Origin of the sequence: Haemophilus sp. HMSC71H05 (genome assembly GCF_001838635.1) — a bacterium.
Taxonomy (GTDB): Bacteria; Pseudomonadota; Gammaproteobacteria; order Enterobacterales; family Pasteurellaceae; genus Haemophilus_D; species Haemophilus_D parainfluenzae_R.
This window is the reverse complement of the sequence record NZ_KV838036.1, coordinates 1-16,235: the sequence shown is the minus strand read 5'-3', so window position 1 is coordinate 16,235 and position 16,235 is coordinate 1. Positions and strand designations below refer to the sequence as shown.

General features: G+C 40.0%; 12 protein-coding genes, 2 tRNA genes and 2 rRNA genes. 2 read left to right on the top strand and 14 right to left on the bottom strand.

The annotated features are described in order from the left end of the window. Positions 1-89 precede the first annotated feature (89 nt). Positions 90-3,983 carry a phosphoribosylformylglycinamidine synthase gene (gene purL, locus HMPREF3279_RS05860; RefSeq protein ID WP_070868383.1) on the bottom strand — a complete coding sequence of 1,298 codons (3,894 nt, stop codon included), beginning with the start codon at positions 3,981-3,983 and terminating at the stop codon, positions 90-92. Positions 3,984-4,159: 176 nt separating this feature from the next. Between purL and HMPREF3279_RS05855 the strand changes: the two genes are divergently transcribed. Next, positions 4,160-4,957, top strand: coding sequence for a class I SAM-dependent methyltransferase (locus HMPREF3279_RS05855; RefSeq protein ID WP_070868381.1), 798 nt, complete (start codon positions 4,160-4,162; stop codon positions 4,955-4,957). Positions 4,958-5,004: 47 nt separating this feature from the next. On the opposite strand, the gene HMPREF3279_RS05850 is transcribed toward HMPREF3279_RS05855, so the two are convergent. The 8 genes from HMPREF3279_RS05850 to HMPREF3279_RS05815 form a co-directional block, all read right to left on the bottom strand. Then, a complete protein-coding gene (locus tag HMPREF3279_RS05850) occupies positions 5,005-5,679 on the bottom strand; it encodes a phosphoglycolate phosphatase (protein WP_070868379.1) in 675 nt (224 codons plus the stop codon). A gap of 12 nt (positions 5,680-5,691) precedes the next feature. Beyond that, on the bottom strand, positions 5,692-6,363 hold the full coding sequence (gene rpe / locus HMPREF3279_RS05845) for a ribulose-phosphate 3-epimerase (protein WP_070868377.1): 672 nt from the start codon (positions 6,361-6,363) through the stop codon (positions 5,692-5,694). A 162-nt stretch (positions 6,364-6,525) separates the two neighbouring features. Then, entirely contained in the window at positions 6,526-8,190 is a 1,665-nt protein-coding gene (locus HMPREF3279_RS05840; protein WP_070868375.1) for a bifunctional metallophosphatase/5'-nucleotidase, read from the bottom strand. 132 nt (positions 8,191-8,322) lie between these two features. After that, the gene (locus HMPREF3279_RS05835; protein ID WP_014064309.1) at positions 8,323-8,652 is read right to left on the bottom strand and encodes a DMT family transporter; all 330 of its coding nucleotides are present in this window, start codon (positions 8,650-8,652) and stop codon (positions 8,323-8,325) included. A 38-nt stretch (positions 8,653-8,690) separates the two neighbouring features. Next, the gene (locus HMPREF3279_RS05830; protein ID WP_070868373.1) at positions 8,691-9,836 is read right to left on the bottom strand and encodes an anaerobic sulfatase maturase; all 1,146 of its coding nucleotides are present in this window, start codon (positions 9,834-9,836) and stop codon (positions 8,691-8,693) included. Positions 9,837-9,857: 21 nt separating this feature from the next. After that, positions 9,858-10,445, bottom strand: coding sequence for a Crp/Fnr family transcriptional regulator (locus tag HMPREF3279_RS05825; protein WP_005697379.1), 588 nt, complete (start codon positions 10,443-10,445; stop codon positions 9,858-9,860). Positions 10,446-10,483: 38 nt separating this feature from the next. Further along, positions 10,484-11,929, bottom strand: a complete 1,446-nt coding sequence (locus tag HMPREF3279_RS05820) for a sulfatase family protein (RefSeq protein ID WP_070868371.1) — start codon at positions 11,927-11,929, stop codon at positions 10,484-10,486. 49 nt (positions 11,930-11,978) lie between these two features. Further along, the gene (locus tag HMPREF3279_RS05815) at positions 11,979-13,691 is read right to left on the bottom strand and encodes a solute:sodium symporter family transporter (RefSeq protein ID WP_032822348.1); all 1,713 of its coding nucleotides are present in this window, start codon (positions 13,689-13,691) and stop codon (positions 11,979-11,981) included. Between the two features lie 213 nt (positions 13,692-13,904). Here HMPREF3279_RS05815 and HMPREF3279_RS05810 point away from each other — a divergent pair, with 213 nt between their 5' ends. Continuing rightward, a complete protein-coding gene (locus HMPREF3279_RS05810; RefSeq protein ID WP_070868368.1) occupies positions 13,905-14,699 on the top strand; it encodes a sulfite exporter TauE/SafE family protein in 795 nt (264 codons plus the stop codon). Between the two features lie 34 nt (positions 14,700-14,733). Here HMPREF3279_RS05810 and mazG read toward each other — a convergent pair whose 3' ends face one another. The 5 genes from mazG to rrf (HMPREF3279_RS05785) form a co-directional block, all read right to left on the bottom strand. Beyond that, positions 14,734-15,522, bottom strand: coding sequence for a nucleoside triphosphate pyrophosphohydrolase (gene mazG, locus HMPREF3279_RS05805; protein ID WP_070868366.1), 789 nt, complete (start codon positions 15,520-15,522; stop codon positions 14,734-14,736). A 99-nt stretch (positions 15,523-15,621) separates the two neighbouring features. Further along, positions 15,622-15,697 (bottom strand) — tRNA-Trp (locus tag HMPREF3279_RS05800). 15 nt (positions 15,698-15,712) lie between these two features. Then, a tRNA-Asp gene (locus tag HMPREF3279_RS05795) sits at positions 15,713-15,789 on the bottom strand. Between the two features lie 14 nt (positions 15,790-15,803). After that, positions 15,804-15,919: ribosomal RNA gene (rrf, locus tag HMPREF3279_RS05790) — 5S ribosomal RNA — on the bottom strand. Between the two features lie 49 nt (positions 15,920-15,968). Next, a 5S ribosomal RNA gene (rrf, locus tag HMPREF3279_RS05785) occupies positions 15,969-16,084 on the bottom strand. Between the last annotated feature and the right edge of the window lie 151 nt (positions 16,085-16,235).

The window sequence follows — 16,235 nt, the reverse complement described above, 5'->3', positions numbered from 1 at the left end:
TTTTATTACTCAGGTTTATGTAATAAAAAAGAGATACCAATTTCTTAGTATCTCTTATTTTTGATTAATTTTCTGTGAGCAATCTCACATTATTTGAAATTCACTCTCGCATTTCTAAAAATTCGCATCCAAGCGCCATCTTCAGACCAATCTTCTGGGTACCATGAGTTGCTCACGGCACGGAATACACGCTCAGGGTGTGGCATCATTGCAGCAATACGACCATCGATGTTAGAAATTGCGGTAATCCCTAATGCCGAACCATTCGGGTTGGCTGGATAGGTTTCCGTCACGTTTAAATGGCTGTCGATATATTGTGCCACAATCAAGTTTTGTGCTTGAAGTGCGGTCAAATTCTCAGGTGTTTTGAATTCCACGCGTCCTTCACCATGAGAAACAGCAATCGGCATATGTGAGCCAGCCATGCCTTTAAACCATAATGAGTTGGTATCGTTGATTTTCACCATCGCGGCACGCGCTTCAAAACGTTCTGATTTATTACGCACGAAACGTGGCCAATTTTCTGCACCAGGAATAATTTCCGCAAGGGTGGAGATAAATTGACAGCCGTTACATACGCCTAATGAAAGGGTGTTTTCATTGGCGAAGAATTGGCTGAATTGATCGCGTAATTGTGGGTTAAATAAAATGGATTTTGCCCAGCCGCCACCTGCGCCTAATACGTCACCGTAAGAGAAGCCACCACAGGCCACCATCGCGTTGAAATCGTTTAAGTTGTAACGGCCCGCCATTAAATCACTCATGTGAACATCAATCGCTGCAAAGCCTGCACGGTCAAAAGCCGCTGCCATTTCAACGTGGCTGTTTACGCCTTGCTCACGTAATACTGCCACTTTTGGTTTCACGCCTTTGCTGATGTAAGGCGCAGCAATATCTTCATTCACATCATAGGTTAAGTGAGCAGATAAACCTTTGTTATCTGTTGCTTTTTTCGCTTCAAATTCTTGGTCAGCACATTCTGGGTTATCGCGTAAGCGTTGCATTTGGTGAGTGAGTTCTGCCCAAATACCGCGTAATTCAGAGCGTTTTTCGCTTAATAGTTTTTTACTGCCTCGTGTGATTTCAAAACGTTCTTCTGAACTTACAGAACCGAGTTCATAAATTAAACCAAGCAAGTCATGGGCTTTTAATACCTCACGCACGGCGCTTAATTCACTTTCTGATACTTGGATTACTGCACCTAATTCTTCATTGAATAACACGGCTAAATCATTGTCGCCTAATGCAGAAATATCCACATCCACGCCACAGTTACCCGCAAATGCCATTTCTGCAAGGGTGGTAATTAAACCACCGTCTGAACGGTCGTGGTAAGCCAATAATTTACGCTCAGCCACCAATGCTTGCATTGCATCAAAGAAGTTTTTCAGTTTGGTAACATTTACGACATCGGCTGGTTTGTCACCTAATTGTTTATACACTTGCGCAAGTGCGGTCGCGCCTAAGCGATTTTTTCTTTCGCCTAAATCAATCAATAATAAACGGCTTGCGCCTTTGTCTGTGCGTAATTGAGGTGTGACAGTTTTGCGTACATCTTCCACGCGGGCAAAAGATGAAATCACTAAAGAAAGCGGTGCAGTGACGGATTTTTTCTCGCCATTTTCTTCCCAAGTGGTTTTCATCGACATGGAGTCTTTACCCACTGGAATGGTAATACCTAATGCTGGGCAAAGTTCTTTACCGACTGCTTTAACCGCTTCATATAAGCCGGCGTCTTCACCACCATGACCCGCTGCAGACATCCAGTTTGCAGAAAGTTTGATGCGTTTAATATCACCAATGTTGGTGCCTGCAATATTGGTAATGGATTCAGCCACCGCTAAACGAGCAGATGCACCAAAGTCTAATAATGCCACCGGTGCACGTTCGCCCATTGCCATGGCTTCACCATGATAGCTGTCTAATGACGCGGTGGTGACAGCCACATCTGACACGGGGATTTGCCATGGGCCGACCATTTGATCACGTGCTACCATACCCGTTACAGAACGGTCGCCAATGGTAATTAAGAAGGTTTTTTCTGCCACCACCGGTAAACGTAACACACGATGGAAGGCTTCTTTTAATTGAATATTTTCTGTTGCAAGCGGTTGATTTTCGACAGTTTTTGACGAAACCTCGCGCGTCATTTTCGGCGTTTTGCCTAATAACACATTCATCGGTAAATCAATTGGGTTATTGTCGAAATGGCTATCGTGCAAGGTTAAATGTTTTTCTTCTGTTGCTTCACCGATGACCGCAAACGGCGCGCGCTCGCGTTCACAAAGTGCGGTAAATAATTCGAGTTTTTCTGGTGTAACGGCTAAGACATAACGTTCTTGCGATTCATTACACCAAATTTCTAATGGCGACATGCCTTTTTCATCGCAAAGGATGGAGCGTAAATCAAATTTACCGCCACGTTCGCCATCGTGCACCAATTCAGGCATCGCGTTGGATAAACCGCCCGCGCCCACATCGTGAATAAAGAGAATTGGGTTTTCTGCGCCTAATTGCCAACAACGGTCAATCACCTCTTGGCAGCGACGTTCCATTTCTGGGTTTTCACGTTGAACAGAGGCAAAATCTAAATCTTCTTTTGATTTCCCGCTGTCCATAGATGAAGCCGCACCACCGCCTAAACCGATGTTCATGGCAGGGCCACCTAATACGATCAATTTCGCACCAACTGGAATTTCACCTTTTTGAACGTGTTCACCACGAATATTACCGATACCACCCGCTAACATAATTGGTTTGTGATAACCGCGTACTTCTTCGCCATTGAAGCTATTAACTTTCTCTTCATAGGTACGGAAATAACCCAATAATGCAGGACGACCAAATTCATTGTTAAATGCTGCGCCACCTAATGGACCTTCAATCATAATATCTAAGGCTGAGGCAATACGGTTTGGCTTGGAGAGTGGATTTTCCCAAGGTTGCTCAAAGTTTGGAATGACAAGGTTTGATACGGAGAAACCGGTTAAACCTGCTTTAGGTTTTGCACCACGCCCCGTTGCACCCTCATCACGAATTTCACCGCCTGAACCTGTTGCCGCACCCGGGAATGGCGAAATTGCCGTTGGGTGGTTGTGGGTTTCCACTTTCATTAAGATATGTGCATCTTCATTGTGATAGCGATATTGCCCATCTTGATCCGCAAAGAAACGGCCGACTTTTGAGCCTTCCATTACCGCAGCATTATCTTTATAGGCTGAAAGCACGAAATCGGGGGTTTTCTCAAAGGTGTTTTTAATCATCTTAAACAGGGATTTATCCTGTTTTTTGCCGTCGATAATCCAATCTGCATTAAAGATTTTATGCCGACAGTGCTCAGAGTTGGCTTGTGCGAACATATAAAGTTCAATATCGTGCGGATTGCGCCCTAATTGAGTGAAGTTTTCCACCAAATAATCAATTTCATCTTCTGCCAGTGCCAAACCTAATTCTACGTTGGCTGTGACCAAGGCTTCACGTCCACCTTTCAAAATATCCACAGTTTTGAACGGTTTCGGATCTTGATGACGGAATAAAATCTCTGCATCTTCAGGACGACGCACCACGGTTTCCATCATTCGGTCGTGTAAAAGTGCGGTCAATTTTTCCGTTGTTTTTTCATCAAGCGGTTGGCTTAACTCAAAATAATACGCCAAACCACGCTCAATACGCTCTACTTCATTTAAACCGCAGTTATGTGCGATATCCGTCGCTTTAGAAGACCAAGAAGAAATCGTGCCAACGCGTGGAATCACGATAAAGGTTTCGCCTTTGGCTTCATGTTCAGCCAGAGTTGGACCGTAATGTAACAATGCTTTTAATTTAGCTTCCTGCTCGCTAACAAGCGGTCGATTTAATTCCACAAAATGCAAATATTCCGCATAAACCGATTTCACTGGTAATTGATTTTGTTGAAATTTTTGCAGTAAACCTTGAATACGGAATTCAGAAAGGGCGGGTGAGCCACGAAAAGTTTGAAACATACGGGTACCTTTGAGTTGTGTTTGAGATGAAAATCGCGGGCTATTATAAAGGAAAATACACCAAAACGAAAACGTTTGCGTCAATCATTTTCAAATGATTTTAAGTGGGAGAAAGCATATAATCATCAAGCAATTTAAAAACAATCCGAAAACTAACCGCACTTTGGGGCGCCACTATGATCATCAATGACATTAATTTCAACGATCTCTATCAACAACATCTGAAAGCCTGCAATCACTATAATCTTCCACCAACAAAGTGGGATAAAAAAGCGCCTAAAATGGCCGAGAATTTAGTGGGTAAACCAAGCCGTTATAACGAGACGTTGCTTAAAGCCATGAATGTGCAACCCAATGAAACGGTGTTAGATATTGGCTGTGGCCCAGGCACGTTTGTGATTCCTTTAGCCCAACAATGCCAAGCTGTGTATGCTCTCGATTACAGCCAAGGGATGTTGGATATGGTGCAGCAATACAAAGAAAAGCACCAACTGAATAATATTACCCTTCTACATAAATCATGGTCCGATAACTGGGATGATGTGCCTCAAGCCGATGTAATACTCGCCTCTCGCTCAACGCTTGTGGATGATTTGGATGACATGATTGAAAAGCTGCAAAGCAAGGCTAAAAAACGCGTCTTTTTAACCTCGGTAACACAACGCCATTTTCTCGATGAAGGCGTATTTGAAGCCATTGGTCGTGATGATGTGGGCTTTCCAACTTATATTTATTTAGTTAATCGCCTTTACCAAAAGGGTATTCATGCCAATGTAAGTTTTATTGAAACTGAATCTGGTCATTTCCAAGGTGAAACTTTTGAGGATTTATTAAATTCCGTGGAATTTTCTCTCGGCAATCTCACCGAAAAAGAAAAACAAGACTTAGCTCAATTCTATCAACAAAAACAAATAGATAATGAACCGATAAAGCACGGACAACGCAAATGGGCGTTGATTTGGTGGGAGGTTTAAGAAAAAAATGCGGTTATTTTTAACCGCACTTTACGTTTTAAGATGGATTAAAGAATCTCTAATAACTTCGCAAAGTCATCAAACACCCAATCTGGGTTTGATTCAGCAATTGGGATATTGTAGTTGTATCCATAAGTTAATCCCACAACCGGGCAACCTGCTGAATGTGCCGCGAGAATGTCATTTCGAGAGTCACCCACAAACAACACTTGGCGAGGTTCTACACCAAATTTACCGCATAAATAATACAATGGGCCTGGATGTGGTTTAATCGCAGGTAATGATTGTCCACCAAGCATTTCACTGAATAAATGATCGATACCAAATGCCACTAATACCGGCTGAACGTGACGAGTTGGTTTGTTCGTTACCACGGCTAAGGTATAACCGCGAGCTTTCAAAGTTTCTAATGTTTCTTTTACATTTGGATATAAACGGCTCACATTACAAAGGTTCTCCGCGTAATACACGTTAAAACGCTCTTTCACTTGCTCCATTTCTGCATCTGAAAAGTCTTTACCTGTTTGTACTTTTGCCCATTCTAAAGCACGAGCAATCAATACAGGTGCCCCATTACCAATCCAAGTTAACACTAACTCTTCTGGCGCTTGGGGTAACCCAAAGTCTGCTAAAGCAGAATTCACAGACAATGCTAAATCTGGCAAGCTATTCACGAGCGTACCATCTAAATCAAAACCGATAACTTTAAATTGAGTCTTCATTCTTACTACCATCTATTTAACTGAAGCTAACTGCACGCGCATTTGATCAATAATTTGTTTATAATCTGGTTTACCAAAAATCGCTGAGCCTGCCACAAACATATCTGCACCAGCTGCGGCGATTTCTGCAATATTATCAACTTTTACTCCACCATCAACTTCTAAACGGATATCTAAACCGCTTTCATCAATCAGATGACGTGCCTGTTGTAATTTTTTCAATGTTGACGGTAAAAAAGATTGTCCGCCAAATCCTGGATTCACGGACATTAACAAAATCACATCCACCTTATCTAATACATAATCTAAATAACTTAATGGCGTGGCAGGATTAAACACTAAACCCGCTTTACAGCCGTGATCACGAATGAGCTGTAAAGAGCGGTCAATATGTTCACTGGCTTCAGGATGAAACGTAATGTAATCCGCACCGGCTTTGGCAAAATCAGGAATAATACGATCGACCGGTTTTACCATCAAATGCACGTCAATGGGTGCTTTAATACCGTAATCACGCAAAGCTTTACACACAGCTGGGCCAAAGGTTAAATTCGGCACATAGTGATTATCCATTACATCAAAATGAATCACATCCGCACCGGCATTCAACACGTTTTGCACATCATCACCAAGACGAGCAAGATCTGCAGAAAGGATAGAAGGGGCGATTAAATAAGGTTTCATTTGTCATCTCCTAAAGGATAAAAGTGCTTGTAGTTTACTACGTTGAGCTCAATTTTACCTTGATTATTTACAAGTTTTAGCTGAAAACAAAGAAAAAATAACCGCACTTGATTCAATTGCCTCAAAGTGCGGTTGGTTTTTATCGTATTTAAAAAGGGCTGATTAGTTTAATCCAATGATTTCCCAACGATTGTGAGATAGACCATCGATTTTGCCTTTTTTCACATTCGTGATGTAATCGATCATCATATTTTGGATCGTGCCTTTTTCACGGCCCATTGCCACTTTAGATTCCCAAAGCACCGGAATTTTTTGACCTTCCCAAATACCACCTTTACCGTTTAATTGAGCGAAACGATATGAGTTCATACCCACTTTTAATTTCATATCATCTGTCACCGGTTTGCCGTCAGCAAGGGTTAAATCAACGATTTTGCTACCTTTTGGATTACGTAAGTCAATTTTGTAATTTACGCCACCGAAAATGTCGTAAGTCACATATTTTGATTTTTTACGCTCTGCATTGTAACGGTATTCAGTATCACCTGGTTGGATGGTATCGAAGTAGTTCGCAGACCATTCCATATATTCTTTCAATTGTTTACCGGTCATTTCATAAACGGTAACATCACCGCCTGCATAACGATAGTTAAAGATGATGTCTTTTTTCTTGATATCGCCTTTATCCATACGTGCTTTTTGATGGTCGAAAGAGAAAGTCACCACATCTGCACCGCTGTAATGTTGTTCAACATCATTAATGAATGAAGATAAACCGGTATCTTTTGAGAATGCAGCAGATACACCGTGTTTGGTCTCTTGTGGTACCATTTCGTTTTCGGTTTGACCAATCACCACATTGTTTAATTCACGTAATTTCTCGTGATAAGGTTTGTAGATTTCCACAATTTTCTTATCTGCTTCAAGTGCTTTAACTGGAACCGTTTTAGATTCTTTCTTCACTAATTTCACTTCTTTTTTATCGTTGATATCAAAAGTTAAATCCACTTCAGATACCACGGTACCGTAACGGTGTGGTTCAGTGATTAGTGTGTTTTTAATGGTTTCACTTGGTACATCTTTGTGCATGTGACCCGCGATAACCACATCAATGCCGTCTACTGCATTGATGACATCACGCATACCAGTATCAGGAATATTGTTTTCATTATCGATACCCATGTGGGTCACCGCAATAATCGCATCCACGCCTTTTGCTTTTAATTTCTCAACTTGTGTACGCGCTTCTTCTGTCGGCGAAGTAAATTTCATGTCTTTTAAGTTGCCCGTGTCTTCTTCAAATTTTGCTGACATTGGGGTACTTAAACCAATAATCCCTAACTTCACGCCATCTTTTTCGATGATGGTTGTCGCATCGATATAACGTTTGTCATTTTTCTTATGATAGAAGTTTGCGGTTAATTTTTTCGCTTTGATATCTTTTAGGATTTCATCTAATGCTTTCATCCCAAAGTTAAACTCGTGGTTACCCAATACGAAAATATCATAATTCATTTCGTTTAATACTTTTGGAATCGGGTGATCTTTATAGTATTTTTTATCTTTTGCGAACACATCGATTTGGTTATCTTGGATCGCATCACCGACTTCCACTAACACCACGTTCTTATTATTTTTACGCACATCTTTCACATAAGTTGCAATTTGTGCATAAGAACCAGATTTGTCCTCTATGTCTGCACCATAACTCCAAGGTACGATACGACCGTGAACATCTGAGGTCCCTAATAATTTAATATTCACTTCTTGTGCCATTGCTGTGCTAACAGCAGAAAGCGCAAATAATGAGCAAAGTAATTTTTTCATAGAATTTCCTTTAAAGTTGCACAAAGTGCGGTTAAAAATGCCGGAGAATTATAGCGGTGAATCGATTGCTTACATAATTTTATTTTGAAGAAAAATAAAATTTGTTAGCTTGATCATATTTCATTTGGAGGATTAATGTCCTGTTTGAGAAAACAAGTTAATCACTAAAACACCACTGATAATCAACGCCATACCAATCAGCCCAGCGGTATCGATTTTCTGACCAAAAGCGAAATACGCCACAATGGCCGTCAAAACAATGCCGACACCCGACCAAATGGCGTAAACCAACCCCACGGAAAGGGTACGGAATACAAGGGAGACAAAATAAAACGAAATGGCATACAAGGTTAATGAGCCAATTGTAGGTAAAAGTTTGGTAAAGCCATCGCTGACTTTTAATAAATTCGTCGCCACAATTTCAAGGCAAATCGAAATAGCGAGTAATGTCCAAGGATTCATATCAATCAAACAGTAAAATAGAAAAACGCTATTCTACCTTAAGCAGCGGATGGATGTAACCGAATTTGACGAGCCATGGCTTGCATATAAGGCGCCGTTTGTTCAAAGAAATAACGGTAAGAGGCACATAAATAATTATGTGGGTTTGATTCATTTTCGAGAGAAACAAAACGATGTTTCGGGCAGCCACCATAACAGAGTTTACGAAACTCACAACGCCGACAAAGTGCGGTCAATTTTTGTGATTTTTCTAAACCGAATTGTTGCTGTTTACTGGAAAGTACAATCTCCGTTAAAGGTTGTTGAGTTAAATTGCCGACCTTGTATTCGGGATACACAAAATGGTCGCAAGCATACACATCGCCATTGGCTTCTGTGACAAGCGATTGTCCGCAAGTGGGTTGATGAACGCAAGTTGTGGAAGGATAACCGAGCCATTGCCCTAGTAAATTATCAAACTGCGACACATAAACTTTTCCCACATCATGAGCATACCATTCATGAAAGACATCCACGAGAAATTGACCGTAGCCTTCTGATGGTACCGAGAAATCGGCTATTGATTGTGTTTGGGCATGACGTTCAACGATAGGAATAAACTGCATATAAGTTGAACCAAGCTGTTTGAGCGCTAAATAGGTTTCTCTTCCTTTTTGCCAGTTTTGATCGTTAATGACGGTTAAGGTGTTAAATTCCACGCCATATTCTTGTAGCAGATTTAACGCTTTTACGACTTTTTCAAAGGTGGGATTGCCGTTACCTGAAATACGATAACGATTATGCACGGCACTTAAACCGTCAATAGAAAGCCCAATGAGAAAATGATGCTGTTTAAAAAATGCGGCCCATTGCTGATTAAGAGCAATACCATTGGTTTGAAAGGCATTTGTGATCTGTTTACCTTGGGCAAATTCCTGCTGATATTCAACGGCTTGTCGATAAAAATCTAAGCCTAAAAGAGTGGGTTCCCCACCTTGCCAAGCAAATTCAATCACATTACCGGCGTGAGATTGGATATAGTTTTTGACGTAATGTTTTAAGGTGTCTTTCGACATAAAAGGCGCATGTTGCCCCAACTGTTCTGATTTTTCCAAATAAAAGCAATATTCACACTGAATGTTACAGTGAAAACTGCTTGGTTTCGCCATTAAGTGAAAATGAACTTGTGGTGGAAAAACAGACATCAACCATCCTTTGTTACAACATTATTTATGACCTGATATTCGGTCTAATGCGCCATTTTGTTTGAGTTCTTTTGCAATACGAATCGCAGTTTCAGTTTCACAGCCGGCATATTCTGCAATTTCGCGATACGTCCAATTATAATCAGGAAAATGTTGTTTGAGAAAATACAAACTATCCATCACGCGATCTAAAGTGCGCAAATAGGCACTTTTTGCCAAACGTTCCTCTGCTTCGCGTAATTCATCTGCCAAAATCTGTAATAAACATTGGCTCATCACCGTATTATGCGTAAAAAACTCGCTCACTACATTAGGCTTGATGCGAGTAATCTCCGCATCAATTAAGACTTTTGCATTACAATGATAATGTTTATCCGCCATCGAAAACAAAGTTCGAAAACCAAAATAATCGCCCTTAGAATATAATCGCACTAAGCTTTCCTTGCCATTTTCAAGGGTATGAAATAAGCCAACCAAGCCTGCTTGCACATAATAAAATTCATGTGCTGACTCACCTTGTTGATACAAGAAGGAGCCTTTCGGTAAGTGATGCAACTCAGTAAACTGACAATGTGACAATTCAGTAGGCTTGATTGAGCAATTTTCCATAATCATCCCTTAAAAATGCGGTCAATTTTTTATTGGTTTTACACTTCGTGAATAATTCGATATACCCAGTTTTCTAGCGGATCATTTAAACGTTTCATTTCTTGGCACATTTCTTCCAACATCTCTTTTTTGACCGCCTCATATTCTGGCTTGTAGAACAAATTATGCATTTCAGCCGGATCATTTTTCACATCATAAAGCTCACAAATATCCGAAGCATTAAATACTAATTTATAGTCTTTACGGTGCCACATGCGTTGTTCAAAGTAAACGAAATGCCCTGCCAACTGTGCCAATATCCCTTTGCGTTGATTATCTTGATGTTGACGAACAATCGGCAAAATACTTTCCCCTTCAAAGGCGGAAGGAATTGGCTGATTAGCCAAATCGTAAACTGTTGAAGTTAAATCATGGAGATAGACAAGGTTATCATCTTGTTGATTAACACGATTTGAATTCGGGTCTTTAATAATCATCGGAATGTTGTAAGTGGTATCGAACATGAACTCCCCTTTCTCAATCATTCGATGAGCGCCCATCGCATCACCATGATCAGCGGTTGCCACAATAAAAGTGCGGTCATAAATACCGTTGTTTTCTAAGAAGGTAAATAGCTCACCAATTGCATCATCAATCAAGGTGATATAACCCCAGAATTTTGTGATAACCTCTTTCCAATGATCTTCACTCGCTTCCCACATTCCCCACATTTTAGAGATGGTACGATAGTGTCCAGGTTTGCCTTCTAGTGGCTTGAAGAAGCTTTCATCTAGCACCACATCTTCTTTTCGATACATAGAATAATAAGGTTCTGGCACAATACAAGGCGTATGCGGTCCCCAGAAATTAATCCATGTAAAGAACGGTTTATTTTCAGCAAGTGATTCACTAATATAGCTTTTCGCTTCATCAATGATGAAATACGGGATGGTTTGTTCTTTTGTGCCTGAAAGCAAACCGCAAAGCTCTTGCACACGTAAATGAGGGTTATCACCGAAATAAGCACGACTCACTTCTGGAATCTCATAGCCTTTTTCATCTAACCATTCTTTATAACGATTGGAATGTGTCGGCGGTTGGTTGAACACTAAATTTTTATACACACCACTGCCCGGATAACCATAGCCATCAAAGTTATGACCTTTAATGCCATAATCTTCCGGCACGGATTTTGTACCCACGTGCCATTTACCCACAACATAGGTGTTGTAGCCGTCTAGTTTACCGATATTCGGTGCAGCTTCGCTCACTTCACCTGTACCGCCTTTTTCACCATTACGAATAATGCCATGGGTAGATGGCATTAAACCGGTAAAGAGTGAAGTCCGTGCGGGACCACAAACGGAAGCGGGCGTAAAGGCATTATTAAAACGTACGCCATCTTTAGCTAGACGGTCAATATTCGGGGTTTTAACGATCTGATGACCATAAGCCCCCAACATATCTTTACGCACTTGGTCGAGTAAAATATAGATAATGTTCATACACAATCCTTATCTATTTTAAGGGCGTACGTGATGTACGCCCGACTGCTTAATGTTGGTTAGAAAGATGTAATTGATGTTCTGTTTTTTCATTTTTTGGTCTAAAGACAATCAACACGATGAGTTGTAATACCGCATACACTTCCAACACTAACATTGGATTACCATCTGGTGAAGCAATACCAATTGGTGATAAGAATGCATAAAGCGCAATTAAACCAAGAATTAATGAAACAGATGTTACTTTAATGTATTTCCAATTGGTTAAGTCTACATCGCCTTTATTGATGGTATTTTCCACATAAGGTTCACGTTTTAAGAATTGACCTAGAATCAACATGAAAACAACATCAAATACGAATAATCCGCCCATTACATACACGAAATTGATTTTCACATTGAACACCCAAACAATACTGAAATAAAGTACTACGTGTACAAGTAAAGCAATACGTGCAGCCAAGCCAGAAACAGTTTTATTAAATAAACCCACAGCAAATAACGCCACGATTGGAATATTCACAAAACCAGCAAAGCGTTTAGTGATTAAGAAAATACCATCTGTACCGAACATCAAAAGTGGACCAATAATCATGGTCACAATCGCCATAATGGTTGAGACTTTTTTCGCATAGACGATCAACTCTTGATCGGTACGTTGTTTTTTACTAATAGATGGTAGTAAGTCTTTACAATAAATGGTCGCTGCAGAGTTTAAGAATGAGTTAAAGGTACTTAAAATTGCACCGAAAAGTGCGGCAATAAAGAAGCCTTGTAATGCAGTCGGCATCACTTTATTGACCAATAATGGATAAGAGGTATCAATTGGATTTAAGCCTTCCCCTAAAATATGGAAACTCAATAAACCCGGTAAATTAAGAATAATCGGTAATGTGAGTAGGAAAAGCGCTGCAATTAAAATCCCTTTTTGACCTGATGCTAAATCCTTCGCCCCTAAACAACGTTGTACGATGGCTTGGTTCGTTGTCCAATAGAAGAAGTGAACAACCATAATACCGGTAAAAATTGTCGGCCAAGGAGTAGAATCTGTTGAGCTACCAATGGCATTCCATTTTTCAACGTGGGTGGTAGTGATGATATTCAACCCTTCTGAAATACTGCCATTACCTAAATAAAGCAATGCAAATACAGGCACAAGCAATGCACCAATCACTAAGATTACGGCATTGATGGTATCGGAAACGGCCACCGCTTTTAACCCACCAAAAATTGCATAAATCGCCCCCACTACACCGATAGCAATAACGGTATAGACAATTGCTTGAGCGTAGCTTAATCCAAAGATCGTTTCTAGATTGAAAATTTTGTTAAAGGCAATTGCCCCTGTATAAAGTGCGGTCGGAATAACAATTAAAAGATAGAAGACCAAGAATAACCCTGACATAATCAAACGCGTTTGACGGTCAAAGCGATTTTCAAAGAATTCAGGAATGGTGGTATAACCGTTACGCAAATATTTCGGCAACATATAAAGCGCCAAGAAACAAAGCGGAATCACCGTTGGCACAGTCCACGCAATAATAGAAAAGTTGTTTTGATAAGAAACGGCATTCACGCCAATCAATTGCTCAGTAGAAAGTGAAGTTAAAACCATTGAGCAACCAATCACAATACCGCTTAATCCTCGTCCCGCTAAGAAATAACCTTTCGAGGTGGTTAAATCATCGTTTTTAGTCCGTAGCCATGAAATATAGGCTACCAAAGCTGTTACGATGAGGAAACTCGAAACTGTTAATAGCATATGCTCCTCCTTGTAGAAGCCATTATTAAATTCTATTTATAGACTACTGCTAGGTGTATAAAGAGCATATGATAATTGTCATACTGATTGTGTGAGAAGGATCACAAAATTAAAATAAAGTCTGTTTTTATAGATAATTATGAGCAAGATCATAAATTATTTATTTATCCAAAAGAATAATAATGCCGTACTCCCACAAAAAAGGAGTTTGAAATGAGTTTACAGTTAATTTTTATTTTAATTTTATGTGGTGTGATGACAAATATAATGTCCGCTATTTTTGGCATTGGTGGCGGCGTATTGATGGTACCTATTCTCTACACTTTATTCCCACAGTTTCCTTTACAAATGATTGCCGCAACATCATTGACGATTGTTATGGGATCGTCCTTTATTAACTTAATTTATTTTTACAAACAAAAAGTATCGATTAATTACAAAGCGATGCTCATTTGGTCTGTGGGTATGATTATTGGTGTGCAGCTAGGATTCGAATCCAGTTTTTATGTACCCGATATTGCCATCATCAGTGTGTTTGTTATCACACTTTCCCTATTAGCAATTCGTACTATCTTTAGTAAAGAAACCGCAATAATTCAGCAATCTACAGTGGATGAAACGATTAAAGGGATAGGGCTTTCAACGGTTGGTGGATTTATTGCTGGCATGACCGGCATTGGAGGTGGCTCAATTATGGCGCCTTTAATTGGACAATTAAAATCCGTTAAAGCCCATCAAATTGCCCCTTATACCAACGCGATGATGTTTATTGGTGGGCTAGGTAGCCTTTATGGCTATCTTTCAAAAAGTTCGACTTATCACTTTGGTTGGCAAATCGGTTATGTCAATTTTTCGATAGTGATTATTGTTGTGCTAAGTGCTTTTGTAACCGGATTTTTCTCAATGAAAATCCGAGGTAAATTATCACCGCACTTAGTCAAAAAACTATTAGGTATTATTTTATTAGTAATCAGCGCTTATATGTTACTTATCCATTCCATAAAATAAAAATGGCAGAGGAAAACACCCTCTGCCATTTCGGTTATTTTTCTTCTTTTTTCACTTCATCCCACAGAATATCCATTTCGATTAAAGAAAGATCTTTAAGTGATATGCCTCGTTCTAAGGCCTTTCCTTCAACTTTGCGAAAACGTTGTTCAAATTTATTATTCGCCTTACGTAAAGCCTCTTCTGCGTTACATTTAAGGTGACGAGACAAATTGACTGTCGCAAAAAATAAATCCCCAATTTCCTCTTCTATTCTTTCTTGATTACGAGGTGTTTGGTTGACTTCATCTCTCACTTCCTTTAATTCTTCTTCAACTTTAGCGAATACAGGCTCGAGTTCATTCCAATCAAATCCAATCTTTGAACACTGTTTTTGAATTTTCTGAGCTCTTAACAATGCAGGAAAAGCATTTGGAACATTATCTAAAATAGACTGTTGTTTTTGAGCTGATTTTTCTTGTGCTTTGATGCTGTTCCAACGAGCTAAAGCTTCTTCTTCATTTCCAGCTGTTGCATCACCAAATACATGAGGATGGCGACGTACAATCTTTTCAGAAACATCATTAAGAACATCATCAAATGTGAAATAACCATCCTCTGAAGCAAGCTGACTGAAGAATACTACCTGTAATAAAAGATCACCAAGCTCTTCTCTTAAATTAGCAATATCTTTCTTTTGGATGGCATCAATGACTTCATAAGTTTCTTCAGTTAAACAAGGAATCATGGAGTCATAATTTTGTTTAAGATCCCAAGGACAACCGCCATTAGGATTACGTAATTGTGCAATTAATTGAATAAAATCTTGAATAGAATAATGCATAAGAATATCTCTGAAATGCTAAAAATACGATCAGTATAAAACGAATAGCAAAATAGACAATATTCTTATAAAAATTAAAGATAAATTGATATGGAATAATGGCAGGGGCGGAGAGGCTCGAACTCCCAACACCCGGTTTTGGAGACCGGTGCTCTACCAATTGAACTACGCCCCTATTGGTATTAAGAATTGGCGGAATGGACGGGACTCGAACCCGCGACCCCCTGCGTGACAGGCAGGTATTCTAACCAGCTGAACTACCACTCCGCTAAATGAGGTATAATTGGCAGTGACCTACTCTCACATGGGGAAGCCCCACACTACCATCGGCGTAACAATGTTTCACTTCTGAGTTCGATATGGATTCAGGTGGGACCATTGCACTGTTGCTGCCAAAATTTTTATTTTGTTAATTTACTCTCAAATAAACTAACAAAATAAAAAGTACCTGGCGGTGTCCTACTCTCACATGGGGAAGCCCCACACTACCATCGGCGCATCGGCGTTTCACTTCTGAGTTCGGTATGGGGTCAGGTGGGACCACCGCTCTATCGCCGCCAGGATTATTCCTTTAATAACTTTTCTCTACTCTGCTCTCACTATCTCTAGTGCTCACAACCAAACAAGCTGATTCACTTCAAAACTTTCTCTTTCGTCTCTGAGTTTCGTCTCGTCTTACCCAACACCCAAAACCCTTGAGCGTTGTATAGTTA

What these genes read in the sequence shown, in the direction of transcription:
- HMPREF3279_RS05855 (WP_070868381.1), top strand. Translation starts at nt 4,160, where the DNA reads ATGATCATCAATGACATTAATTTCAACGATCTCTATCAACAACATCTG.
- HMPREF3279_RS05835 (WP_014064309.1), bottom strand. Translation starts at nt 8,652, where the DNA reads ATGAATCCTTGGACATTACTCGCTATTTCGATTTGCCTTGAAATTGTG.
- mazG (WP_070868366.1), bottom strand. Translation starts at nt 15,522, where the DNA reads ATGCATTATTCTATTCAAGATTTTATTCAATTAATTGCACAATTACGT.
- HMPREF3279_RS05850 (WP_070868379.1), bottom strand. Translation starts at nt 5,679, where the DNA reads ATGAAGACTCAATTTAAAGTTATCGGTTTTGATTTAGATGGTACGCTC.
- rpe (WP_070868377.1), bottom strand. Translation starts at nt 6,363, where the DNA reads ATGAAACCTTATTTAATCGCCCCTTCTATCCTTTCTGCAGATCTTGCT.
- HMPREF3279_RS05830 (WP_070868373.1), bottom strand. Translation starts at nt 9,836, where the DNA reads ATGTCTGTTTTTCCACCACAAGTTCATTTTCACTTAATGGCGAAACCA.
- HMPREF3279_RS05815 (WP_032822348.1), bottom strand. Translation starts at nt 13,691, where the DNA reads ATGCTATTAACAGTTTCGAGTTTCCTCATCGTAACAGCTTTGGTAGCC.
- HMPREF3279_RS05825 (WP_005697379.1), bottom strand. Translation starts at nt 10,445, where the DNA reads ATGGAAAATTGCTCAATCAAGCCTACTGAATTGTCACATTGTCAGTTT.
- HMPREF3279_RS05840 (WP_070868375.1), bottom strand. Translation starts at nt 8,190, where the DNA reads ATGAAAAAATTACTTTGCTCATTATTTGCGCTTTCTGCTGTTAGCACA.
- purL (WP_070868383.1), bottom strand. Translation starts at nt 3,983, where the DNA reads ATGTTTCAAACTTTTCGTGGCTCACCCGCCCTTTCTGAATTCCGTATT.
- HMPREF3279_RS05810 (WP_070868368.1), top strand. Translation starts at nt 13,905, where the DNA reads ATGAGTTTACAGTTAATTTTTATTTTAATTTTATGTGGTGTGATGACA.
- HMPREF3279_RS05820 (WP_070868371.1), bottom strand. Translation starts at nt 11,929, where the DNA reads ATGAACATTATCTATATTTTACTCGACCAAGTGCGTAAAGATATGTTG.